Genomic DNA, 24,707 nt, shown 5'->3' with positions numbered 1-24,707 from the left:
ATGGGAAACAAGAGCCAACATCTGATCAAGATCAACCTGCCCGGCGGTGTAATATCCGCGGGTGACTTGTACGAGATTTTGATCATTGCCGAAAAAGCCGAAGCCAAACATATCCGCTTAGGCAACCGCCAGCAAATGTATTTTACCATAGGCGCCGAGTTTCTGGAGGACCTGGAAAATGATATGCTAAGCGCCGAAATAGCCTACGAGGTGGATGCAGATAATTATCCCAATATATTAAGCTCGTACGTTACCGATACCGTTTTTAATTACGATAACTGGGTAAAGGAGGGTGTTTATAAAGATGTTTTTGATGGTTTTAACCATAAGCCTACCCTTAAAATAAATGTGGTGGATAGTAACCAAACTTTTGCGCCATTCTTTACCGGTAATTTGAATTTTATCTCTTCGGATATCAGCAATTACTGGTACTTGTATATCCGTTTCCCTAAAACTAATGTTTTGTATTGCTGGCCAACTTTGGTTTATACAGATGATATTGGCGGAATAAGTAAAGCCATTGAGGAAACCATATTTGCCAATAAGGAATTCTTTTACGATCAGCCTAAAATAAACTCGGCGTTTTTGCACAAGCTGGTTACCAGCAAGGGTAATTTTGTAATGCAGCCTATTGTACAGCCGCTAAAAGTACCCGATTTTCAGCTACCCTATTATGAAGGCTTTAACCGCTACGGTAACAAGCAATGGCTGGGTATTTACCGCAGGGAAGAATTGTATGCGATTGATTTTTTGAAAGATATTTGCGCGTTGTGTATGCAAACAAGGGTAGGGCAATTGTACACTACCCCCTGGAAATCATTATTAATAAAAGGTATTGAACATACGGATAGGGACCATTGGGGAATTATCCTGAATAAATACCGCATCAACGTGCGCCATGCTGCTAACGAATTGAACTGGCAGATAGAAGATGCCTGCGATTACTGCCTGGACCTTAAAAAGCAATTGGTTCGTGATTTTGAAGATGCCGACCTGCGCACCTACCGCTTATCATTCGCTATAAAAAAACAACCCAAAACAGGCTTATGTGGTTCAATAGTTTTGAAGAAGCAGGAAGGCGAGTTTTTTGAAATACTGCATACCCGCGATTTTAACCCTAACTCTAAAGACTACATTGTTTACCGCCAGGATATTGCTAAAAGCGACCTGAGTAAACACCTGATAGAGCTTTGTAACTGGTTTTATAGCCAAAAAAGCAATGTTACCATTGCCAGCGCAGATGAGCCGGAAGTAGTTGAGCAAAGTATTGCCACACACGAAGTTTACCAATGCAAAAATTGCCTGGGTATTTATGATGATGTTTATGGTGATGATTTCAATGGCATTGCCCCGGGTACACCGTTTGAAAGTTTGACAGAATATTGCTGCCCAACCTGTGATTCACCGAAGGAGGATTTTGTGGTGGTGAATTTGCCTAAAGCTATTCCTGCTTAACTTACTATCCGTTGGCTGAAGCCAACGGCAATGAATATTTCTTTTGGCCATCTGGATCTTTATGATTGGCACTTTTCATTGCCGTCCCTTTTAAGGGGCGAATAATAAAGAAGTAAATCAAGGGCTTTAGCCAAACCTCTTAAGGAAATAACTCCTTTAACTTGTCTTCCAAAGCTTTACCTCGAACGTTTTTAGCGATGACGAGTTTAAGGGCAATTAGCGTCAGTTAAAGATTAGCTTTTATCAGGCTTTCAATCTTTGCGTGATCAAAACTATCGTGTGAGTATAAAACCTTACCTGTGCCATCAATTAGGATTACGGTTGGATAGGCATATATTCCTAAACTTTTAGCAAATGTGGCTCCGTTATACAGCACCTTATAATTAGGTTTTTCACGCTTGTAAAAAGACTCTATTTCGGGCTTTTTGTCGTAGGCATTTATACTAATCAACTGAAATTTATCGCTGCCGTATTTGGCTTGCAATTGTTTAAGTGCCGGCAAAGATTCCCTGCACCATCCGCAGTTATTTATCCAAAAATCAAGCAGTATTAATTTACCCTTTATGCCGTTGCTTTGAAAAGTGGGGCTATCTTTTGCACTATACTCCGGTAAACTCCAATCAAAAGGCATAAATGCGCCGGGTGCAATTAAAGGGTTGTGTACTTCCTTCTTCTCTGGTTTATATTCGTTTTGATACGTACTGTAAAACCAGGAATACTCGTCAGGTTTAACCGGATCGGTGTTTATATCAGTAAAGACGGCTCTTTCGCTGTATTCCTTATCTAAACTATTACTTGCCAAAACCTGGTAAGGTAACCATGTAGCCGGATCAATAATTACCTTGTAGTAAGCGGTTATATATTTTGTAAAATGCATGTAATTTTCAGCGTAGTAAAGTGTTTTTTTGAACATGTCAAGTTGTACCAGCTTATAAGTTTTCCCTCCAATAAGGGTATCTCGCTGGTGCTTAAGAATGCTGTCGTTAGCCGATATTTCCTTTGAGGCGTACCGTAGCGTTTGTAAAGAATTAAGAAAGGGGGTATAATTTGAGAACTTTTTTTGGCTGGCTTGCTCAGTTAAGGTGTAAGTTTTGTCCGCCTTGTTCAAAGCAAAAAATTCTGTACCGTTATAAATAGATATATAATTATCTGATTCCAATCTGAATTGCGATACTGTTTGTTTGTCATCAAAGTTGAAAGCTAAATAATATTTGTAGTTGTTTTTGCTGTTATTTATCGCGCCTTCATAATTGTATGTAACATATTTTAAGGAAGCTAATTTATCTGTCATTGCCTTCCAGGCATCGGGCACTTGGGGGGTTTGGGCATTTGCGGCGGTAATGAAATAGCCGAAGAAAAATGAATATAAAATGATTTTTTTCATAATTGTGGGTTGTTTTATGCAGTGAAGGTAGGATGTCTAAGTGCTTCATGAAACTCCAATTAGACCGATCGTTGGTTTAATTAGACCAATCTGCCTTAAACCGCTTTAGTCTAAAAAACAAGCTGTTTTGTCGAAAATCCGCTGCCCTGAAAAGCGCCTGCTACAAAATATATTACCTTGCAGTATGTTTGGAAAGCGCAACAAAATAGAATGGAAATACTTTCGTATAGAATTGTGTTTTTTTATTTACTTGTCGTACGGCATTTCGTTTATAGGTGATTTGGAATATAATTATTATATGGAACACGGTACTGCCAACTTCACTAAAAACATTGAGTACTATACAACATTTGGCACTTTTCATTTAGTAGCTTATAGTATTTTTTACTGGGTTTTTTTTAAAACTGCTGTGTTTAATAAAAAGACAGTATCCGTTGTATTGGGTATGGCAGTCTTTCTCTTTTTGCAACATTTACTAACAGCATATCTCGCTAACTGGGTAATAATTTCACTGCCGATATTTTCAACAGATGTTAAAGCGAACGCTGTACGTATTTTGAAGGACGCCCATTTGTGGTTTACTATAAATTATCCACTGACACGCGACGCCGTACCTCTTATTGGATTTACTTTCCTTATCCGTTCATTACAGCTGGAGGACCAAATGAAGGTATTAAAAGAGCAGCAGCTACTGTCAGAACTTAATTATTTGAAGGCTCAATTACATCCGCATTTCTTTTTTAATACGATGAATAATATTTATTCGCTGGCGCTAAAGCAATCAAAAGATACGGCACCGGTGGTGGCCAAACTGGCTGATATGATGCGGTATATTTTATATGAGGCCGATCAACCCAAAGTTTCGTTAAAAAAAGAGATAGGCTTTTTAAGCAATTATGTAGAAGTAGAGCAGATAAGACATCAGCAAAACACCATAAAATTTGATGTGCAAGGGGTTAATGAAGCTTTATATATTGAGCCATTGTTAATGCTGCCATTTATTGAAAATGCTTTTAAGCATGGCCTGGAACAGGAAACGGAGAAAGGTTTTGTAATCATTATACTTTGCGTTATTGATAACGAACTCACCCTGGAAATAACCAATAGCAAGCCGCAACAGCAAAATTTGGTAACCGGAATTGGATTGCAAAATGTATCAAAACGATTAGAATTGTTATATCCAGATAAGCATCAGTTAGAGGTGAAGAATGAACCTGACACCTACCAAGTAACTTTAACCCTGCAATTAGCATGATACGCTGTTTAGTGATAGACGATGAACCATTAGCGCAGGAAGTGCTGATCAATTATATTGATCGGTTTACGGAATTGGAGTATGTTGGAGCTTGCAAAAATGCTTTAGATGCCTTTACTATATTACAACAGGAACAAATTGATTTGATGTTTTTAGATATAAAAATGCCGGGTGTAAACGGGCTTGATTTTCTGCGGGCATTAAAAAACCCACCGGCAGTAATTTTTACTACTGCATTTGCTAACCACGCTATTGAGGGATTTGAATTGGATGCTGTAGATTATCTTTTAAAGCCGATAACTTTTGAGCGTTTTCAAAAAAGCATCAATAAGTTTTTAAAGATCCAAACAATAGAGCAGCAGCATAACAGGAATTACAGCTATTTTAAGGTATCTGGAAAGTTGATAAAAATATTGCATGCTGATTTGTTGTATGCGCATTCTGTAAAAGACTATATACAGCTTTGTACCCGCCAGAAAAATCACCTTACCCACATGACCATGAAGTTCCTGTGCGAATTATTACCAGCTGATACCTTTATCCGGGTGCATAGATCATACTTGGTCAATAAAAACTATATAGACGCAATACACCGGTCTGCCATAAAAATTGGTGATGAAGATATTCCGGTTGGAGATAATTATAAAAGTAATTTGGATGGCCTGATTTAGTGCATAAATCATGGTTTACACTTTTTTGACTTCAAAAATTATAATTGTTTGATTTTCAGATAGTTGTGTAAAAAACAAGTCAAAATGTGTTAAGTTGTGTAAACCATGATTTTACAATACGAACGAGTACCCCACCCACCTATCATGATGTGTAAAGGACAGGTCGACTTCCAATGGAGTGCCGCCTTCCATTACCACAGGGTAACCAATCTCGCTTTTTACTATACGGAGGTCTTCAATAGCCAATAGTGCTTTTATTTTGATAAGGACAAAATTCCGCACCTCTTGTGATTGGTGTTGATGGTCCGCGTGTTCAATGGACTTAATTCCCCAATAAACATTTTCAAATTGTTCGTTGGCATCAACAACTGAGGTGATAAAATCATGAGTTATATGCGAACGGAAGTATAGATGAGTATTACCACAAGAAACCGATCCTGTTAGATAGTTGGCAGGAGTTTCTTCGTTATCCCAATCAATGCCGGTAAATGGGTTTAAATTAAAATCAGCAGGGATGTTTAACTGCTCAACAATAAATTTGATGGGAGAAAATTGTAACCCGGCATCGTGCCGTTGCAAGTATTTATAAGCCGACTCTTTAACCGACCATAGCAACCAAACAAAAATTTCGAAAGGTAAGGGTAGTGATAGGTGCTGATAAATAGCCAGCTCGCTATCGGTAATAAATTTGGAGTAAAATCGGGCGTCGCGGGTACGTTGGATATCAATAGCGTTTAAGGCTACAATATCGTTACCCGCGCTTTTCACGCGGCCGAGTTTAATTTTTCGGCAATTACATCAATACAGTTGCCCACGTTATACATCTTCTCCGCGGCATCAAAATCTATCTCAATATTATATTGCGATTCGGCATCAATAATAATGTCAACCAGGTTAGCCGAGTTTATTTTCAGATCCTTTATTAAGTCCGTATCTTCATTTATACGCTCTAAAATCGCTTTATCTTCCGTGTATGGGGCAAGTACCTTTTTCAGCTCATTTAATATAGCTATTCTATCCATTGTTATGCGTTGTATTTTGAAATTATTAAACAGCTGTTAACATCGCCAAAGCCAAAGTTAGCTTTTGCAATGGTATTAATCTCTCTGTCTACCTTTTTTGTTGGCAAATTGTTTGCACCAATCATATCCACGATCTCCGGTATCGGATCTTCCAGGTTTAAATTAGCGTGCGCAAAGTTATATTTTAGTTGCAATACTGCAGCAACCATTTCAATGGAGCCTGCCGCGCTTAGCGAATGGCCCACCATTGACTTTAATGAATTAACCAGCGGGAAGTCGTCGCCTTTCCGGCCCAAAGCCGTTACCCAGTTTTGAATTTCCAGCCTGTCAGCAATGGTAGCGGTTAAATGTCCGCTTACCAGGTCAATAGCATCCGGTGTGATCCCTGCATCAGCAATAGCATCCTGTATACATCTAACCACGCCTTCTTCTCCGGGTGCCGTCATGCTGCCGCCATTACGTTGTCCGCCCGAGTTGGTCGATCCGCCCAGCACCTCGCCATATATTTTAGCTCCACGGGCTAAAGCATAATCCAGGTCCTCTAAAATTAAAGCACCCGCGCCCGATCCCGGTACAAAGCCACCAGCGCTGGCGCTCATTGGACGCGAAGCGCGCTCGGGCTCATCATTATATTTACGTGATAACACCCGCATAGAGTCGAACCCGCCAAAAACATAACGGTCAACAAACTCGCAGCTGCCAACTACCATGCGTTTGGCCATGCCGTATTTAATGTATTCATAACCCATTAAAATGGATTGTGTACCTGTGGCACAAGCGGCCGAGTTATTAATGATCTTATTACCCAACCCTAAACGGCCGGATATGTATGCTGTAATACCGCTGTTCATGATCTGTTCCACCACGCGCGAGCCCAGTTTTTTCGACTCTTTAGCATCCACACGGGTAATGGCCATTTTTATTACATCAGTATCGGCAACACTGCTGCCAAAAACACAGCCGGTATCCCAAAGGGTATCTTCGCCTGCTATTTCGTTACCGGCATCAACCCAGGCATCTAAAGCAGCGCGTATACCAAAGGCAATTCCTTTACCTTTTAAACCATATAATGATGTTTCGGTAATGTAACCGCTTAGCTGGGCTATCTCAAACTCAGGGAAACCGCCTACCTGGCAATTAAATTTTAGTTCCTCAAATTCAGGGACAAACCTTATACCCGATACGCCGTTTTGTATAGCATTTAAAAAATCGGGCACACCAATGCCGTTAGGGGCAACTACGCCTATTCCTGTAATTACAACACGGTTACCCATTTGTTCCCTTCTCCATTAAAACGGCGTTTTTGATAACACCTGCAAATGTGCCTTTGGCTATTAATTCGCCTTCCGTATTGTGCATTTGTACCAAACATTTCAATTTTCCAAAACGAAAATATTGTTTTTTTGAACTTACTATAACTTTTTCTTCGGGTAATACCATCTTATAAAACTCAACATTGGTTGAGGTTAATAAGGGGAATGATCCCTCATCCATAACGGCACCCTCATGTCTATTGTTTAACATTAAATGTATACCCAAAACTACCAAACCAATCTGTGCCATTATTTCGGTAATTATTACCCCCGGTGTAACCGGGTTACCCGGAAAATGGTCCTCGTAAAAAAAGGATTCCTTTTTAAGGGTATAATCGCCAACTACGCCATCTCCATTTAGTTCGATGATGTTATCAACAAACAGGAAAGACGATTTATAGGGTAAATAGTTTAATATGTCGTTCATCAGATTACTAATCACTATTCTCTAATCACCAATCACTAACCTACCTACAATGCTCCCCGCCATCTACATGTATCACCGTGCCGTTTATCCACGCGGCTTCCGGTGTGCATAACAAGTATATCACGTTAGCTACATCCTTTGGTTCGGTCATACGGCCCAGTGGATTTCTGTCGGCGGTAACTGCTAACAATTTTTCACTGCCGGGTATCCGCTTTAATGATGGTGTAGCCGTTATACCTGCCTGTATTAAATTAGTTTTCAAGCCATATTTAGCCAGTTCAACCGCCATGTAAGTAACCAAACTCTCCAAAGATGCCTTGGCAATAGATACTGCCGCATAGCCATCCCAATACTTGTGCGATCCTTCGCTGGTTAGCCCTATTATACGGGCGTCTTTGCCAAAAACACCTGCTGCCAACAATTCCCTTGTCCAATCCAGTAAACTGGTAGCCATGGCATAGGTAGTTAGCTGAATATCCGCAACACTTAAAGTATCATTATTGTTTTCGGTTGGAGCTAAAGGCTTCAGGTTTCCCCGGGCTATGGAGTGTAATAGTAGCTTTACGCTATTGCTTTTCCCTTTGGCAAAGTGCTCGATAAATGAGGCTCGCGCCGTGGCATCCAGCGCGTTAATATTATAAGGTTCAATAATTACATTATTGGTTTTAGCCAATTGCGAAAGCTGTTCTTTAAGCGATCTTTCGGCTGTTGCAGTTTCCCGGTAAAGTACCGCTATATTCATCCCGTGGGCCGCCAGTTTTTCGGCTGTTGCCAGGCCAAACCCGCTTGACCCGCCTAAAATAATGGCCCATTGGCCAGAGAACATTTGTTTGTTATTTTGCACTCGATATTATTTATCAGGTAATATATAAAAAAACATATTGTTTATATAAAACTATAGCGGCAAAAGTAAACGAAATGTTGGGGATTTACTCATTCATACATCGTAATGGATTTTAAACCTATCACTATGGAATAAACCACTGCTATACTTTCCTGTCCAACAGTTAGCGGGCAAAATTAGGCTGCTCGCTATAAATATTTATATTTGTGTACATACCATTTGAAGCTACTATGAGAATAAAAATATTTTTCGCCCTTGTGCTTTTCTTGTCTGGGATGGTTGCTTTTGGTAAAATGGCTGCCAGGTTTGACAAGGCACGGTTTTATGAGGTTGTCAAAAGTGGTGACAAGGAAGGTATTGATGAACAATTGGCATTATTAGCTTCGTCAGATATCTTAGAGAAAACGGCTTATGAGGGTTTTTTATTGATGCGAAAAGCAGGCATTACCGCCCGTCCCGCAGAAAAGTTAAAGCTTTTTAAAGCAGGGCGCATTAAACTGGAAACCGCTTTGTTACATGATAACACCAATGCCGAGTATCATTTTTTAAGATTGATCATTGAGGAAAAGGCACCTAAAATTGTAAAGTATAATAAAGATCTGGAAGCCGACAGGCAAATAGTTGCCAAAGAATATAAAAACCTGCCTGCAGTGGTACAGAACGCCATTGCTGACTATGCAAAAAGTTCAAAAATTTTAAAATCGCAGGATTTTTAACACCCCGATGAATAAGAAAGTATTAGCCATTTACTATTCCCAGTCGGGCCAGTTGGGCGAGATCATTGACAATTTTACCGCGCCACTGGAGGCCGCCGGAGCAACGGTAGAAAAAGTGCGCGTGCGGTTGGTAAATGAACCCAACTTTCCATGGACAGCAGATACTTTTTTTAGTGTGATGCCCGATTGCCAGTTGGATGTGCCTGCCGAACTACAGCCCTTTGAACTAAAGGAAAAAAAATACGACCTGGTGGTACTGGGTTACCAGGCCTGGTTCCTGTCGCCGAGTATACCTTTTAACTCTTTAATGCAAAACGAGGAACTAAAAACTGTATTAAAGGACACGCCTGTAATTACCGCAACCGGCGCCCGCAATATGTGGCTAAACGCCTTTGTACGCGTTAAAAAACTGATACAAAATGCAGGGGCAAATCACGTAGGAAATATTGCTTTGGTAGATAAACACCCTAACCCGGTTAGCTTTGTTACCATATTTCATTGGATGCTGCACGGAAAAAAAGACAGATATCTAAACATTTTCCCCCCTCCGGGTGTTGCTGATTCGGATGTTAAGAATACCAAAGTATTTGGCGAAACCGTAGTACCGCATTTGCAAAGTAATAACTGGCAAGGTTTGCAGGATAAACTGGATAGCCAGAAAGCGGTCGTGCTAAATTATAACCTGATGGTGATTGAAGGCGTAGCGAGTAAGATATTCAGGGTTTGGGCCAATATTATATCTAAAAAGAAAAATAAATTACCCTGGATAAGGGCATTTAAATATTATTTATTAATTGCTTTTTTTGTAGGCGCCCCTATTGTGGTTACAATTGATGCGATATTGTTCAGGTTTACTTCGCCAAAACGAATTAAGGCGCGTAAACAACATTTTTTAAATTTAAACTAAGTATGCCTGTTTATATTAACAAGACATCGAAATTTTTACCTAATGAGCCGGTTCCTAATGATGATATGGAACTTTACCTGGGCTATATAAACGATAAGCCATCCAAATCAAAAAATATTGTACTGCGTAATAATGCCATAAAGCAACGCTATTATGCTTTAACCAAAGGTGGCAAGCCTACGCATACTAATGCGCAAATGACTGCCGAAGCAGTACGCAATTTATTTAAGGACGATCCGGAGCAAATAAAAACAATTGACCTGTTATCATGCGGAACTTCATCGCCCGACCAAATGATGCCATCGCATGGGGTAATGACCCACGGCTGGCTGACCGAGGCAGAAGCTATTGAAGTAGTATCACCATCGGGCGTATGCTGTGCAGGAATGCATGCTTTAAAATATGCCTACATGGCCATTAAAACCGGAGATGCTAAACTGGCAGTAGCTACCGGCTCTGAAAGGTTTTCGGGTTTACTGGTATCAGATGTTTTTGAAGAAGAAGCTCAAAAACTAAAAGAGCTTACAGAAAACCCCTACATAGCTTTTCACAAAGATTTTTTAAGGTGGATGTTGAGCGACGGAGCTTCGGCTTTTTTACTTTCTGACCAACCCAATACCGATGGTATAAGTTTGCGGTTGGAATGGATAGAAGGCGTATCCTACGCCAACGAGATGGAAGCCTGCATGTATATGGGAGCCGATAAACAAAAAGACGGTACCTTAAAAGGATTTATGGATTATACACCTGAAGAGGTGATGACCAGATCCATATTTAGCGTTAAGCAGGATATTGGTTTATTAAGCGATAACATCGTCCCGCTTGGCGGAAAAAAAATAAAAGAAATATTTGACCGCAAAGGGCTTACAGCAAAAGATATTGACCACTTTTTACCGCATATATCCAGCGACTTCTTCCGCAGTAAAATTTACGAGCTGGTTGAGATATACGGTGGTGGCATACCTTACGATAAATGGTTTATTAACCTGTATACTGTAGGTAACGTAGGCGCGGCATCTGTTTATTTAATGATAGATGAACTGTTCCATAGCGGCCGCTTGAAAAAAGGCGAGAAAATATTATTGCTGGTTCCTGAAAGCTCGCGCTTCTCGTACATGTACGCGTTGCTGACGGTTTGTTAATCCATCCCCGTAAAAATGAAAAAGGAAGATGTTCCGCAGGATGTAAGCGCCTTGGGTAAAATTACCAAAGAGGTTTGCTATGCTACGGATAGTGAGGGAAAATACGTTACCGAATTGAGTAAAGGCTGGGATGTTAAAATTACCGCGTTGGATAAAGCATGGGAAGATATTGATCAGCGCATTGAAGCAGCCCGTCAAAAAGTGTTAAAAGGAGAAGCTAGTCCGCTATTGTTTTTTATTGAACAGGGGATAATGGATATTAGCCTTTTGGCAGATTATACCGGGTTTTGGCGATGGCAAATTAAACGCCATTTAAAGCCGAGTGTATTCAATAAACTATCTGATAAAAAGCTGCAGCGTTACGCCGAGGTGTTTAACGTAAGTGTGGATGATCTGAAAAACATGAAGGTGAATGGAGCTTAATACATATAAATCCCTTCTTTGCGTCGGGGTGACTCACCCCGACATCGCTAAGACGCTCGTCGACCCTCTCTTCGCTGCGCGGAAAGAGGGTGTTTCAATGGTAGATAACTTTAGCGTATTTAAATCCCCTCTTTACGCCAAAGGCGAAGAGAGGGTGGTCGAGCGAAGCAAAGACCGGGTGAGTAAAATATGCGAGCGATTAGGAGGCGTCGTATTTATTTAATGGAGCTTAATTTTAACCATATACAAGCCGCGCACTGCGAAAATGGTGTTACTACCAGCTTGTTAAAAAATATTGGTGTTCATCAAATTACCGAGCCACTGGCCTTTGGTATTGGGGCTGGTTTATTCTTTGTTTATATCCCTATCATTAAAATAAATAACGGGCCTGTAATTGCGTTCCGCACGCTGCCGGGGAATATATTTAACCGTACCTGCAAAGCATTGGGTATACCGGTGGTGCGCAAAAAGTTTAGCTCGCGCGAAAAGGCGGAAGCTTTTTTACAGGAGCAGTTGAAAGAGGGCCGCCCGGTGGGCTGCCAGGTTGGGGTTTATTATTTAACCTATTTCCCAAAAGAATATCGCTTTCATTTTAACGCGCATAACCTTATCGTATACGGCAAAGAGGAAGATAACTACCTGATAAGCGACCCGGTGATGGAAACACCAACTACGCTAACCAGTTACGAATTGGAGCGCGTACGTTTTGCCAAAGGGGCATTAGCTCCAAAAGGGCAATTATATTACCCGTTAGAGGGCCGCCCGGTAACTGACGAGCAAATTAAACGAGGCATAAAAGACGGCATTGAAAAAAATGTACGAAGCATGTTAACCTTTGCAGGGCCAATTACTGGAGTAAGCGGTATCAGGTTTACGGCCGGCAGAATAAAAAAATGGCGTGATAAACTGGGCTTAAAAGAAGCCGGTTTATACCTCGCCCAACTGGTACGTATGCAGGAAGAAATTGGCACAGGTGGCGGTGGCTTCCGTTATATTTATGGCGCGTTTTTGCAGGAGGCGCATACTTATTGTCAAATGGACGAGTTATTAGAGGTGTCAAACTTGTTTACACAGTCGGGCGACTTATGGCGAACATCCGCAGTACAAGCCGCAGGTATTTATAAGGGCCGTTTAGGCAGCCAGGAAGATTTTAACCAAATGGGCGATTATTTGCTGGAAATTGCCGAAATTGAGAAAAACGCGTTCACTCAGTTAAAAAACTTAAAATGGCGGTAATAGATACCTTTGCTGTTGACATACAAAATTTGGGTTTCCGTTATCCCGGTAACGCGGAGGTGTCTTTTACTAAGCTTAATCTTCAAGTAAAAAAGGGCGAACGCTTTGGGCTGTTTGGTCCCAACGGCGCGGGTAAAACCACGCTAATGAATTTAATGACCGGGGTATTGCAGGCTGACGAAGGCAGTATAACTTTGTTGAGTCATCAGGTCGGTCATCAAAAAAAGGAAGTGAATAAGCTTTTCGGATTTGTACCGCAGGATTTTTCATTTTACCAGGAACTATCTCCTGCGGAGAACCTGGAATTTTTTGGTGCCTGGGCCGGAATGGATCAGCAACAAATACAGCAACGTACAGATGAATTGTTGACCATTTTAGGTTTGGCAGATGTGCGGGATAAAGCGGTAGAAAAATTTTCGGGTGGGATGAAACGCCGGGTTAATTTAGCTATTGGCGTAATACATAATCCACAGGTTTTATTTTTAGACGAGCCTACTGTTGGGGTAGATGTACAAACCCGACATGCTATAATGAATTACCTGCGCATGCTGAACGATAACGGCACTACACTAATATATACTTCGCACCAGTTAAGTGAGGCGGAGGACCTGTGCGAGCACATAGCTATGATAGATGACGGGCAGATCATCACCCAGGGGAATATTGATGACGTATTAAAGGAGCATAGCCAGGAATCGTTAGAGCAACTATTTATCAACCTAACAGGCAAAGCCTACCGCGACTAATGTTTAAACTTTGGGCCACCATAAAAAAGGATGTTAGGATATTGCTACGTGATAAGGTAGGAATATCATTAATGTTTGTGATGCCTATTATTTTGGTGGTAGTAGTAACGAGCATACAAAACAGCACTTTTCAGTTAGTAAATAAAAACAGGCTGCCCATATTAATAGCTAACCAGGATACCGGCCAATCAAGCAAACAACTGCTAACTGCTATTGGCGAAATAGGTATGTTTAAAGTAACGGAGCTACCTAAAAATAGCAACCCAAAAGCAATTGCAGATGCCATGCATAGGCAGGATGCTATGCTGGGTATTACTATCCCGGCTAATTTTTCGGCAAAAGTAAAGGAGAAGGCAGACAATGTATCGGGTAGGGCATTAACCAGTTTTGGATTAGAGGGAGATACGACTAAAAAGACCGTAGGCAATGTTGAGCCATTGACATTATATTATAACCCAATTTTACAGGAATCATTACGCTTATCAGTTAAAGGAGCGTTGCAAAGTGCCTTACAAATGGTGGAGAGCCGCGAAACTTTACGTACCCTATACTTCGCGCTGAATGAAACAGAATTACCGGCGGATATGGAAAAAGATATGCTGGATAACCGCACGGTTATTAATGAAGAACCGGTATCAAAAGATGGCACACTCCAAACACCAAATGCTACCCAACACAATGTACCTGCATGGACCATATTTGCCATGTTCTTCGTCATTATGTCGTTAGGTGGTAGCGTGGTAAGGGAAAAAGTGAGCGGCAGTTTTATCCGTTTAAAAACATTACCCACTAATTACGCCGTGGGTTTATTATCCAAACAGCTAACGTATTTGGGCGTAACCATGCTACAGGCACTGGTAATATTTGGTATAGGTATTTGGCTGTTCCCTTTTTTGGGGTTACCCGCGTTAAATTTACCTGCTGATCTATCGGCATTGATAATAACCACCATAATTTGTGGCTGGTGCGCGGTAAGTTATGCTATTTGTGTAGGCGTATTTTCGCAAACGCAGGAGCAGGCCAATGGCTTTGGTGCGGTATCTATAGTGATACTGGCAGCTGTGGGTGGTTTAATGGTGCCGAGTTTTGCCATGCAGGGAACATTCAGATCAGCAGCAAACCTGTCGCCAATGCATTGGTGTTTGGAGGCTTATTACTCGTTGTTTTTACAGGGCGGAAAATTAGCCGATGTTATGAACAACTTGATACCTTTGTTTGCTATTACTTTAGTGATACAATTTATTACCTGGTTAGGACTAAAAAGAAAGAATTTAATATAAAATGGAAACAGCCGAATTAAAAGAGCAACTGAAAAAGCAGATCATACAGTTTTTAAACCTTACTGATTTAACCCCTGCTGATATAAAAGATGATGAGCCATTATTTGGCGATGGCTTAGGGCTGGATTCTATTGACTCATTAGAATTGATCGTATTGCTAAAAAAGGAATACGGCATTAGCATTAACGACCCTAAAGAGGGCCGCAAAGCCTTAACAGACGTAAATACAATGGCTGCTTATATTGAAGCAAATAGGAAGTAATTATTTCTTAGCAAGCGTATACTTACCCCAAAAATCGGTTGGGAACATCATGTCCTGCAAATTGATCGCATCAGCAGGCCTGGTGCTGCCTGGGCCGGCAGAAAAACCGCCGCTTCCACCAATATTACCGGCTACGGAAACAACCCGGGCATCCCTTGTATATTCATTTGGCGTTGGTTGAGGTATTCCACTACCGCCGCCTCCAAGCGGAGTTGGTATTGGATTAAGGCTATTGCCTCCGATGCCATTGAGTTTAACATTATAGGCAAATGCAGTTCCATCCGTAAGGTGCAAATATTTTAATGGCACAGCCAGCTCATAAGTTAAATTGCCTTTATCATCATAATTGATAAGCCCTTTAAAGCCATACTCATTATAAATAGAAATTACACTATCCTTTACTTCCTTTATACCCTTTAATTTGATCTCTTTAGCGGCTTCTATGGCTGTTCGGTGTACTTCAGCAACCAGCGCGGGGTCAAGCTCTTCTTGTGGTCGGCCGTTATACCCCTCTTGCCTAACCGTTGGTGCTACCAAACTACTTAAGCTGGCGATGTTTGAAGTTGGGAAAGTAATTACTACTGCGTTGTCTTCATTTTTTTTACCGGTAGCGTTAATAGTTAAATTAAGCCCGCCTGCCACCAATTTATTGGCCGAAAAGCTTTTTGCAGACTTAATAACCAGGTATAGGTACTTGTCATCGTTCGACAAAGTATAATAAAGCTGCGTGGTTTTATTCATTGACTGGAAAGTATCGTTCCATTCAGTTAGTTTACCATCAATTTTAATGTTTTCAGGTGCCCAAACAGCGGCTTCCTGTACATTGGTTAATTTTTGTGCATAAGCAGATATGCTTAAACCTGCAAGCATTAAAACAAAAGCAGTTTTCATAGTGGTTGATTTTAGGGGCATCATTGTAATAGGTTTAACTAACTAAAATTATAAAATTTTTGTAATTAAGTAGATAGCTGTTAGACAAGTTTTTTCGCTGTGGTTTAAAATAGTAGTCTTTGTAGCCGTTTTTTTACAATGATAGCAGGCTATACATCCCCTGAAACTTAAAATAAATCACATCCTCGGCCACTAAATCGCCGTGTACTTTTACCAATTCATCTTCTATGGTATAGGCTAATTTCAGTTGTAAATGGGTTGTTAGTTGGGGGGCAATTAATTCCAGGAATTTTAAATTATTGGCAATTTTTAATTGTAGAGTTGCGTTTAATCTTTTCTCTAAAACATCCTTTACCAATTGCACCATGCAGGCCCCGGGCACTACGGGTTGCTCAGGGAAGTGTCCATTAAATATCTCATGGTTAACGTTTACTTCTAAAGCAGCACTAATTAACCCTTCGGTACTGTTGATAGATAGGATTTTAAAAATAGGATCGGTTAGCATGCGGATAACAACATTAAAGAATGATAATTGCCCTGGTAATGATTGTAAATTAATACTTTTTTAGGTGCGATGGTTACATCAGCCACTATGGCCGGAACTGTACCCGTTTTAATGATATTAGCTGCCAGCCATAACGCGAATGATGAAGAGGTTGGATATTCACCACACAAGTGTTTGTAGTTAACTAATGTACTATTTGTAAAAAGCGACTGCCCTAAATCATTATATATCTTATCATTTTTAATATCGCCGTTGCGCCCGGTAATCACCAGGTCGATATCGCCAATATTTAAATCATGCCCCTTTAAAAAGGTGGTTATATTTTGCTCAATATCATTGGGTTTATAAAGCGTTTTTAGCCCTATCAGTTCCGCTAAATTATCTGCGGAGGGTTTGTCGTTTAGCAAGAAAAATGAAGCGCCTTCGCCGCCGATGGTGCCTTTGGATTCTTCTTTATATAGATCCAGATTGGATATGGGCCGGCGTTTATATAAACCTAAGCGGGTTAAAACGATAAAGCTTACATCGATCATTTCCTCCGTGCCGCCGACTAAAATATCATTTGCTTCGCCTTCTTTTAAAAGCATTAAGGCATCAATCAAAGCATGCTCAAACGACAGGCCTTTATGTACAAACGTATTGTTATAGCTATGGCATTGCAGCATGAGTGCGATCTGCGCGGCTACGGTATTATGGGTAGACTGTATAAACGATGTTGGCGGTAGCATCTCCTCGTTTAATTCCACAATGCGGGTTAAAAAAGCCACGGTATCTTCCATGCACCCAAAAGCGGTTCCGGTAATTATAGCGCCCGGCATTTCCACATTAGCGCGATTCAAACAATCTTTAGCTGCTGATACGCCCATCTTGATCACATGGCTCATGCGGCGTATTAACTTTGGGTCGATATATTGTTTATAATCCGGCTCAATAGCTTTTAAGCGTGTGCCGGTAGATTCGACAACTTCGGTCAAGAAACCATTGTCCCCAAAAGTATTTTGCGGCGATATACTGGATGCAGCGCGTATATAGGTCCTCATGTTATATCTCCGAAAATATTAAAGATGTGCAATTACCACCAAACCCAAAAGAGTTGGACATGACGTGCTTAATATTTTGCCCGGTTAAAAATTTGGTTTCGGGTGTAAAAGGCACTTCGCTCATTGGTGTTTCAAACCGCAGGTTAGGGTAAATGATCCTTTTACTTATAGCTAATACAGAAAATACCGCCTCAATTGCCCCGCTTGCTCCTAAAGTATGCCCGGTAAATGATTTAGTAGAACTCATTGGCGGGAAATTTTTTTCGAACAAACGTTTAATAGCTGTGCCTTCGGCGCTGTCATTATTGGGTGTGCCGGTACCATGCAGGTTGATATAACTAATGTCGGTTGTGCTTAATCCGGCTTTGGCCAACGCACCTTGCATAGCCATATATGATCCTGTGCCATCAGGCGATGAGGCTGTTTGATGGTAGGCATCATTACTGTTATTATATCCGCTTAATTTGCAATATAAAGGCTTATGAAGCACTTTTTCAACCTCGGCCGATACCAGCACCACATAGCCCGCACCCTCGCCCAAATTCAATCCTTTACGGTTCTCGTCAAACGGTTTGCAATACTCCTGGTCGACGATCATCAGGGTATTAAATCCATTTAGAGTAAATTTGGTTAGGGCATCTGTTCCGCCCACTACAACTACATCCAGCAACCCATTTTTAATTAACCGTGCCCCATAAAATATAGCGTTAGCCGATGATGAACAAGCCGTACTAATAGTGGTCATGTAATCAGTAATGCCCAGTTTGTCTGCAACTACTTCAGTAACACTTCCGCATTCGTGATCGAACACGTTTTTTAGCTTGCCCTTGCTGTTGTCCTTTAAAAACTCAACGAAGAAATCCTCGCTTTTATCCATACCGCCTACCGAGTTTGCAGAAACAAAACCGGTGCGTAATTCTGATAGATTGGGAATATCAGCATCCTTTAACGCTTCTCTCGCCGCCGCTAAACTTAACATGGCAGTGCGGCTTACATCAACAGAAAGCCCTGTCATCCCTGCCAGTTCTTCGTTAGTGAGTTTCACTTCGGCAACAGGCAATACGTTTTGGTGAATAGTTTGCATGTGGGTGATCTCGCCCATACCTGCCTGCTCTTTTTCAAATGAGGCCAGGCATTCGGCCACATTGTTGCCAATAGCTGTAATAGCGCCAATTCCCGCTATAAATACATCGGGGGCAGTAGGTTTTGTATGTTTTATCTCGCTTTTAAAAAGCTCATTCATATTGTCCGCATTAAAAAGGGTAGCGTTTGTGCCGGGTTGTTTTTCAACTAAAAACAGGGCCGCTTTATAGTCCTCGTCAAGTACATCAACCCATCCGCAAATACATGCTTGCAGGGTATTATCGTTTAATAAATTGTTAACGTAATTAGCCGTAAAATTAACATCAAATTTATCAGCTACAAAAAACGCGTCCTCGCCTTTAAAATTGTTACGGATACAAATCTCGCCCGTCATGATGTTGGGCAGTGTGTATACAAACAGCGCCGGACTGGCAATGTCCTCCACACTTTTTAAATACTTCTGGTCGCTGTCTAAACTGGCATTAGAATTGGCTAATATTAGCCCTACATCTTCGGGTTGATATTTTTCTTTTTGAAAAATATCCTTTAATAAGATTTCAGAGGTTAACCAACCCAGTTTGCTCAGATTATCCATCTTATAAAACCGCGAATAGTTGAGCTGAAAATGCTGGTATACCGATAATAGAAAAGTCGACAGATCTGTCGACTTATTTTCAAAGACAACCGCCCCGTTTTTATACACGGTGTTATTGCTGATGACGCAGCTGGATGTTATATAGTTGTTGGTGCTCAATTTTTATTAAAAAACCATTTGTCATTTCGAACATAGTGAGAAATCTATACATATTCAGATATCAAACTATCTATGTATGGATTTCTCCTCGTTCCTCGTCGAAATGACAGGAGGAATAATTTATTATTTTCTAAACAAAACCGCCGCGTTACAACCCCCAAAACCTGAAGCGGTTTTCAGGAAGGTTTTATAATTCCCCGGCAGTAAACGTGTACAAATATTTATGGGTGTACTTACCCCCATATTGGCAAAACCGATGGTGGGCAAAACTACATTTTCTTTTAATGATTGGATAGACACTATCGACTCAATCAATCCGGCCGCACCTAAAGTATGGCCATAAAAACCTTTTAAACTGTTGGCCGGAATATTTTGCAATCCCGCCAGGTTAATGGCTTTGGCTTCCATCTCATCATTATAACTGGTTGCGGTGCCGTGGGCTGATATAAAATCTACATCTTTAGTACCAAGCCCGGCTTGTTTTAAAGTTTTGTTGATGGCGAACGCCAATTCTTCCCCGGTACGTGATGGTGCAGAAATATGGTTGGCATCATTGCTGACCGCGCCGCTTAGCACTTGAACTTTATCTGGATACTTGGTATTGGATGATAAAATAACTGTTGCCGCACCTTCACCTAAAGTGATGCCCGTTCTATCCGCATCAAAAGGTTTGCAGGGCTCGGCACTTATAGCCTGGAACGATTGAAAACCTGATAACACAAATTTGGTTATCACATCGGCCCCGGCAACAACCACATTTTCATATTGTCCGGATTGTATTAACCGCATCCCGGTCAATACAGCCATAATGCCCGAGATACAGGCATTAGATACCGTGATTGGCTCATTTACAAACCCAAAATGGTTAGCCACTAACTTAGCCGATGTTGGTAAAGCAATACGTTTTTGCAACGCTTCATTATTCTCTTCGGTCTCCAGCAGGCTTATGTTGCCCTTGGTGGTAGATACAATTAACCCGGTTTTTTTATCCGTTGGATCAATATGGCAATTAGCTAAAGCATCGGTAATAGAAGCTATCAGCAATTGCTCATACTTGGTTTGTTGGTTATTGGTAATAAATTGGCTCGGGCTAAATAAAGCGGCGTAAAATGGCTCGTCAGTTATGGCTTTATCCGTATGTTGTTTAATGCCCGAAACTCCTTTTTTTAGCTGCGCAAAATTATCCGCTGTAGTAAAGCCGATGGGAGAGATGATATTATCAGCGGCAATAAAAACGTTACTCATTAATTTTATTAATAAATATTTTCATTTCGCACTGTGCTATAAACGTATCCTTGCGCCACACTTTGCCGGTAACTACAGCAATGTTTAACAGGCGGGTTTCTACTTTAACTTCTGTAATTAATTCATCGCCAATTACTGGCAGCTCAAAAATTTCTAAATTTTTTACCGCGCCAATGTAGCCAATATCAATAGGGCGGTTTTCAATGCGGGCCATATTACCTGCGCCAGCAGCGGAGGTTTGCGCCATGTTTTCCATTAACCCGGCTTCGGTAAAAACGCCGTTAATTACAAAAACATTGCCTTCAGTAACGGTAAAGCTTGTTTTAGTATGGTCATCGTCAGAAAACAATAACTCATCAACCATAACAAATGGTGGTTTTTGTGGAATTAAGGATAAAATATCTTCTGTGAACATATAATCTTCAAATAATTCAGCGGGGCTATCAACTCACCCGGTCGGCGCTTCGCTTGACCACCCTCTCTTCGCCTTCGGCGGAAAGAGGGGTTTTATTTTTCTATTTTTACAACCCTATTTACCGCATGCGGAAGAGAGGGTCGACGAGTGAAACGATGTCGGGGTGAGTCAACTATGAATACAACCCGCCGTTTATGGACAACACCTCGGCAGTAATATAGCCCGCTTCTTTTGAGGCTAAAAAGCCTACCGCGTGTGCCACCTCCTCGGATAAACCAAAACGGTTTACAGGTATTTGTTTTTTTAATTCCTTTTCGTCCAAACCCTCGGTCATATCAGATTTTATAAAACCCGGAGCTACCGCGTTAACAGTTATGCCACTGCGGCCAACTTCTTGCGCTAATGCTTTTGTCGCGCCGATAACTCCGGCTTTTGCCGCCGAGTAATTGGTTTGCCCGGCATGCCCTTTTAAGCCTGATAATGAAACAATATTCACTATACGGCCATAACGGTTCATCATCATACCCTCTAAAACCAAACGGGTAACATAAAAGAAACTGTCTAAACTCGTTTTTATTACGCTTTCCCATTGCTCATCTTTCAGCCAGGCCATTAAGCTATCCTCGCGGATGCCGGCATTGTTAACCAGCACTTCAATAACTTTATCTTCGTTTGCAGATATCCAATCGCCTAGGACTTTATTGATGTCTTTTTTATCGGCCACATCAAATTGCAGTAACTCACCATTGCCACCTATTTGTTGTAGGGTGTTGTTGGCTTCTTCGGTATTGCTTTTATAATTAATGAGCACATAATACCCCATAGCCGAAAGCTTAGCGCAAATTGCTCTGCCTATCCCTCTTGATCCGCCGGTTACCAATGCGCATTTCATCTTGTGTTTTTTATAGCTTAATTGCCAAATATAGGATTTAGGTATTAGAGATTGAAGATTAGTGTAATATGGAACCAACCAATCTTTAATCATAACTAATCTTTAAACTCTTCTATCAATAAACTTAATAGCTTTCCTACTGGCTTCGGGGAATTGAATCTTTTTAATTTCTTCGGCAGATATATATTTAACATGCGGACTAACCCTTAGTCTGGCCTGTAAATAGGCGCGTATTTTATTGTCGCAAGCCTTGCTATCGTCGGCAGGCAGCAGGTGTAATAATACCTCGTCCATGCCAATTTCATTGCTATATACCTCCACCACAAAATCCAACACCTCATCCATTTCATTCAGCAGATCAAATAAGGCAGGCGGGTAAAGCGTGGTCCCTTTAAACTTGATCATTTGCTTTTTACGACCAATGATAGGTGATAGGCGCAAACTTGTTCTTCCGCAGGCACAGGGCGCGTCATCAAACTGGCAAATATCCCCGGTTTTATAGCGCAGTAACGGCATGCCTTCTACGCCTAAAGTAGTGATGGTAACTTCGCCCGGTTCATGTGGTGCTACGGGTTGGTTGTTTTCATCTAATAATTCAACTATAACCAACTCCGGCTGCAAGTGCCCGCCCCTGCCTACAGCGCACTCTGTAAAAGCGGTTTGCATTTCAGTAGATGCGTAAGTAGAGTACAATTGTATATCCCAATTCTCGGTAATCTTACGTCCTAATATATTTAATGAAAAATCAGTATTTCTAATATTTTCACCAATGCACACTGCTTTTTTTACAGAGGTTTTATTTAGGTCGATGCCCGCATCATTGGCGGCCTGTATCAGCTTTAAAATAAACGATGGTACGGCAACTATAGCTGTTGGCTTTAAACGCAAAATAGTTTCTAACTGCATAGCCGGCACACCCGGGCCCAACCTGATGATGCCTGCACCCAATTTACGCAAACCCGAATAATAGGCTATCCCCGCCATAAACTGCCTGTCCAATGTCAGCATCAACTGGTAAATATCTTCCGGCGAACCATCGGCACATAAAAAAGAATTGTACTCGTTTATAGTTAAGCGGTTCATATCATTATCGGTCAAGGCTATAGTAACCGGGCTGCCTAAAGTTCCTGATGTGGAGGCATATTCAATAATTTGATTTTTAGGCACACATAAAAAATCATCATTACGTTGCTGCAGGTCCTCTTTGGTAGTAGCGGGCAGTTTGGTCAGATCTTCTAATGTTTTTATAGAAGCGATATCCACTCCGTTTTTACCGAAAAGCTCTTTGTAAAACGGCGAATTTGTATTGATATGTACCAATAGTTCCTGCAGTTTTTGTTCCTGCATTAATTTAATGGTATTGGGTATGGTAGATGCGGTTAAACTCATTTAAGGTACGAATATAAGCTACAGCCTTTAAATAGCTGCTTTTAATTGATAGGATTTAAAAAAGTCCCAAATTACCTGGCAGGCATTTAGGTTATGCGTGGTTTTGCCTATAATAAACGCAGGCAGGTATTGCCTGCCGCCCGGCCAGGTATGCCCGCCGTTATTTATGGTATAGCCCACTACCTTTAAACCGTTTGGATTGCTGTATTCTTCTTTAATTACTGTAGTACCGTCGTCGGCATTATCGGGGATTTGGGTAACTACCGGTATCGGGTTGCAATCATTTAGTGTTACCCATTTTTTGATGATCTCGTCATGCGAGTACATTTCCCGGCCAAATTTTTTGCCGCCATTGTAGGGTATAATAGGATCTTTAGTGCCATGAATATACATTACGGGCATCGGCTTTTCCAAATCGTAACCCTCATTGATATTTAAAGTAGCAGCAACAACAGCAATTGCGGCAATGCGTGTATGTAGTTGAGCCGCCAGTCGCGAGGTCATAAAACCACCATTAGATACCCCGGTAACATATACCATTGAGGCATCGCCGTTATAAGTTTTTAATATATAGGTGATGAGCTCATCAATAAACTTCACATCATCAATACCTTTATTATCTGCCCCGTCATGCCAAAGCTTTTTTGATGCCGGGCAAACCAAAATAAATTTATCCTGATCAGCTAATGGCCTGAAGTCTGCCAGGCGCAACATTCCTTTCGGGCTGGCAAAACCGCCATGTAAGGATATCACCACCGGCATTTTTTCTTTTACTCCCGCAGGCACATAGCTTACAAACGCACGCTCCATGCCGTCAATAATAATCTCTTCTCTTTTCTGTTGCGATTGTGCCATAACGGATGACGCGCTAAACAATAATAAACAACACCAAATTATCTTCATAGGATATTAATAAGTATGTATATCACTAACGTATATAAACGTCTGGTAGTTTTAATTATAAAATAAACCATTATAGATTAAACTCTTAGGCGCAATTTGAGTTATACGTATATAATTAAAACCAACTACAATGAAAACCATTAAAGTATTATTAATTGCCGCCGTTGCTGCCTGCACCTTTGCAGAGGCAAGTGCTCAAGTCAAATTACCGCCGCCTCCACCGCGCCCACCTAACCCATTGCATTTAAAAAAACCGCCGGTGCCTGTTGTGCGTGCCCGTAAAAGGGTTGTAAAACGCCGTGCGGCTGTTCGGGTAACCTTGCCGCCCCGTCCGGTGCCACCACCGCTACCCAGATAAAATAGCGTAAAGGTAAAACATCAAATTATTGCGAAATTTGCAATTATTGCAATGTATGCTGTATTGCTTATGGCAAAAAAACAGGGCTATAGCGCTTAATTGCAGGTTAATAGTTAAATGCGTATAAAAATTTATTTTTTGATAAATAA

27 protein-coding genes are annotated in these 24,707 nt (G+C 41.1%); 12 read left to right on the top strand and 15 right to left on the bottom strand.

Translation table 11 applies throughout. The features are described from left to right. Complete coding sequence (locus ACYVJ6_RS14435; protein ID WP_460694798.1) at positions 1–1,455, top strand: rubredoxin; 1,455 nt, start codon at positions 1–3, stop codon at positions 1,453–1,455. 226 nt (positions 1,456–1,681) lie between these two features. Here the strand turns inward: ACYVJ6_RS14435 and ACYVJ6_RS14430 are convergent, their stop codons facing one another. Next, on the bottom strand, positions 1,682–2,839 hold the full coding sequence (locus ACYVJ6_RS14430; RefSeq protein ID WP_460694797.1) for a TlpA family protein disulfide reductase: 1,158 nt from the start codon (positions 2,837–2,839) through the stop codon (positions 1,682–1,684). A 298-nt stretch (positions 2,840–3,137) separates the two neighbouring features. On the opposite strand from ACYVJ6_RS14430, the gene ACYVJ6_RS14425 reads away from it, so the two are divergent. After that, positions 3,138–4,094, top strand: coding sequence for a sensor histidine kinase (locus ACYVJ6_RS14425; protein WP_460694796.1), 957 nt, complete (start codon positions 3,138–3,140; stop codon positions 4,092–4,094). Further along, positions 4,091–4,765 (top strand): LytR/AlgR family response regulator transcription factor, encoded by a 675-nt coding sequence (locus ACYVJ6_RS14420; RefSeq protein WP_460694795.1) that lies wholly within the window; start codon positions 4,091–4,093, stop codon positions 4,763–4,765. The genes ACYVJ6_RS14425 and ACYVJ6_RS14420 overlap by 4 nt, the downstream gene beginning before the upstream one ends. Before the next feature lie 111 nt (positions 4,766–4,876). Here ACYVJ6_RS14420 and ACYVJ6_RS14415 read toward each other — a convergent pair whose 3' ends face one another. From ACYVJ6_RS14415 to ACYVJ6_RS14395, 5 genes are read right to left on the bottom strand one after another with little or no spacing between them, the layout of a single operon-like run. Beyond that, positions 4,877–5,533: a 4'-phosphopantetheinyl transferase family protein gene (locus ACYVJ6_RS14415; protein WP_460694794.1), complete on the bottom strand. Its 657-nt coding sequence runs from the start codon at positions 5,531–5,533 to the stop codon at positions 4,877–4,879. Beyond that, positions 5,530–5,787 (bottom strand): acyl carrier protein, encoded by a 258-nt coding sequence (locus ACYVJ6_RS14410; protein ID WP_460694793.1) that lies wholly within the window; start codon positions 5,785–5,787, stop codon positions 5,530–5,532. The genes ACYVJ6_RS14415 and ACYVJ6_RS14410 overlap by 4 nt, the downstream gene beginning before the upstream one ends. Positions 5,788–5,789: 2 nt before the next feature. Then, a complete protein-coding gene (locus ACYVJ6_RS14405; RefSeq protein ID WP_460694792.1) occupies positions 5,790–7,061 on the bottom strand; it encodes a beta-ketoacyl-[acyl-carrier-protein] synthase family protein in 1,272 nt (423 codons plus the stop codon). Beyond that, entirely contained in the window at positions 7,054–7,527 is a 474-nt protein-coding gene (locus ACYVJ6_RS14400) for a 3-hydroxyacyl-ACP dehydratase FabZ family protein (RefSeq protein ID WP_460694791.1), read from the bottom strand. Before ACYVJ6_RS14400 ends, ACYVJ6_RS14405 begins: the two co-directional genes overlap by 8 nt. Positions 7,528–7,567: 40 nt before the next feature. After that, on the bottom strand, positions 7,568–8,371 hold the full coding sequence (locus ACYVJ6_RS14395) for an SDR family oxidoreductase (protein ID WP_460694790.1): 804 nt from the start codon (positions 8,369–8,371) through the stop codon (positions 7,568–7,570). Positions 8,372–8,601: 230 nt separating this feature from the next. Between ACYVJ6_RS14395 and ACYVJ6_RS14390 the strand changes: the two genes are divergently transcribed. The 8 genes from ACYVJ6_RS14390 to ACYVJ6_RS14355 all read left to right on the top strand — a co-directional run bounded on the left by ACYVJ6_RS14390 (position 8,602) and on the right by ACYVJ6_RS14355 (position 15,083). Beyond that, the gene (locus ACYVJ6_RS14390; protein ID WP_460694789.1) at positions 8,602–9,087 is read left to right on the top strand and encodes a hypothetical protein; all 486 of its coding nucleotides are present in this window, start codon (positions 8,602–8,604) and stop codon (positions 9,085–9,087) included. Positions 9,088–9,094: 7 nt separating this feature from the next. After that, on the top strand, positions 9,095–9,994 hold the full coding sequence (locus tag ACYVJ6_RS14385; protein WP_460694788.1) for a hypothetical protein: 900 nt from the start codon (positions 9,095–9,097) through the stop codon (positions 9,992–9,994). A 2-nt stretch (positions 9,995–9,996) separates the two neighbouring features. After that, the gene (locus tag ACYVJ6_RS14380) at positions 9,997–11,136 is read left to right on the top strand and encodes a beta-ketoacyl-ACP synthase III (RefSeq protein ID WP_460694787.1); all 1,140 of its coding nucleotides are present in this window, start codon (positions 9,997–9,999) and stop codon (positions 11,134–11,136) included. Between the two features lie 15 nt (positions 11,137–11,151). Further along, complete coding sequence (locus ACYVJ6_RS14375) at positions 11,152–11,559, top strand: hypothetical protein (RefSeq protein WP_460694786.1); 408 nt, start codon at positions 11,152–11,154, stop codon at positions 11,557–11,559. Between the two features lie 222 nt (positions 11,560–11,781). After that, positions 11,782–12,795, top strand: a complete 1,014-nt coding sequence (locus tag ACYVJ6_RS14370; RefSeq protein WP_460694785.1) for a BtrH N-terminal domain-containing protein — start codon at positions 11,782–11,784, stop codon at positions 12,793–12,795. After that, positions 12,786–13,541, top strand: coding sequence for an ABC transporter ATP-binding protein (locus ACYVJ6_RS14365; RefSeq protein ID WP_460694784.1), 756 nt, complete (start codon positions 12,786–12,788; stop codon positions 13,539–13,541). Before ACYVJ6_RS14370 ends, ACYVJ6_RS14365 begins: the two co-directional genes overlap by 10 nt. Then, positions 13,541–14,821, top strand: coding sequence for an ABC transporter permease (locus tag ACYVJ6_RS14360; RefSeq protein WP_460694783.1), 1,281 nt, complete (start codon positions 13,541–13,543; stop codon positions 14,819–14,821). The genes ACYVJ6_RS14365 and ACYVJ6_RS14360 overlap by 1 nt, the downstream gene beginning before the upstream one ends. 1 nt (position 14,822) lies before the next feature. Then, a complete protein-coding gene (locus tag ACYVJ6_RS14355; protein WP_460694782.1) occupies positions 14,823–15,083 on the top strand; it encodes a phosphopantetheine-binding protein in 261 nt (86 codons plus the stop codon). On the opposite strand, the gene ACYVJ6_RS14350 is transcribed toward ACYVJ6_RS14355, so the two are convergent. From ACYVJ6_RS14350 to ACYVJ6_RS14310, 9 genes are all read right to left on the bottom strand, one after another. Further along, on the bottom strand, positions 15,084–15,974 hold the full coding sequence (locus ACYVJ6_RS14350) for a hypothetical protein (protein ID WP_460694781.1): 891 nt from the start codon (positions 15,972–15,974) through the stop codon (positions 15,084–15,086). A 133-nt stretch (positions 15,975–16,107) separates the two neighbouring features. Then, positions 16,108–16,479: a hypothetical protein gene (locus ACYVJ6_RS14345; protein ID WP_460694780.1), complete on the bottom strand. Its 372-nt coding sequence runs from the start codon at positions 16,477–16,479 to the stop codon at positions 16,108–16,110. Continuing rightward, a complete protein-coding gene (locus tag ACYVJ6_RS14340; protein WP_460694779.1) occupies positions 16,473–17,519 on the bottom strand; it encodes a beta-ketoacyl synthase chain length factor in 1,047 nt (348 codons plus the stop codon). The genes ACYVJ6_RS14345 and ACYVJ6_RS14340 overlap by 7 nt, the downstream gene beginning before the upstream one ends. A gap of 1 nt (position 17,520) precedes the next feature. Next, entirely contained in the window at positions 17,521–19,197 is a 1,677-nt protein-coding gene (locus ACYVJ6_RS14335; RefSeq protein ID WP_460694778.1) for a beta-ketoacyl-[acyl-carrier-protein] synthase family protein, read from the bottom strand. A gap of 282 nt (positions 19,198–19,479) precedes the next feature. After that, complete coding sequence (locus ACYVJ6_RS14330; protein WP_460694777.1) at positions 19,480–20,601, bottom strand: beta-ketoacyl-[acyl-carrier-protein] synthase family protein; 1,122 nt, start codon at positions 20,599–20,601, stop codon at positions 19,480–19,482. Beyond that, the gene (locus ACYVJ6_RS14325) at positions 20,594–21,016 is read right to left on the bottom strand and encodes a 3-hydroxyacyl-ACP dehydratase (protein WP_460694776.1); all 423 of its coding nucleotides are present in this window, start codon (positions 21,014–21,016) and stop codon (positions 20,594–20,596) included. Before ACYVJ6_RS14325 ends, ACYVJ6_RS14330 begins: the two co-directional genes overlap by 8 nt. 172 nt (positions 21,017–21,188) lie before the next feature. Then, positions 21,189–21,908, bottom strand: coding sequence for a 3-oxoacyl-ACP reductase FabG (fabG, locus tag ACYVJ6_RS14320; protein WP_460694775.1), 720 nt, complete (start codon positions 21,906–21,908; stop codon positions 21,189–21,191). Positions 21,909–22,010: 102 nt separating this feature from the next. Further along, the gene (locus ACYVJ6_RS14315) at positions 22,011–23,297 is read right to left on the bottom strand and encodes a phenylacetate--CoA ligase family protein (RefSeq protein ID WP_460694774.1); all 1,287 of its coding nucleotides are present in this window, start codon (positions 23,295–23,297) and stop codon (positions 22,011–22,013) included. Between the two features lie 27 nt (positions 23,298–23,324). Further along, positions 23,325–24,200 (bottom strand): CE1 family esterase, encoded by an 876-nt coding sequence (locus ACYVJ6_RS14310; protein ID WP_460694773.1) that lies wholly within the window; start codon positions 24,198–24,200, stop codon positions 23,325–23,327. Positions 24,201–24,330: 130 nt separating this feature from the next. Here ACYVJ6_RS14310 and ACYVJ6_RS14305 point away from each other — a divergent pair, with 130 nt between their 5' ends. Further along, the gene (locus ACYVJ6_RS14305) at positions 24,331–24,558 is read left to right on the top strand and encodes a hypothetical protein (RefSeq protein WP_460694772.1); all 228 of its coding nucleotides are present in this window, start codon (positions 24,331–24,333) and stop codon (positions 24,556–24,558) included. Positions 24,559–24,707 lie beyond the last annotated feature (149 nt).

Source organism: Mucilaginibacter puniceus (assembly GCF_054783175.1).
The sequence above is the reverse complement of the archived record's forward strand: the minus strand, read 5'-3'. Positions and strand labels throughout refer to the sequence as shown.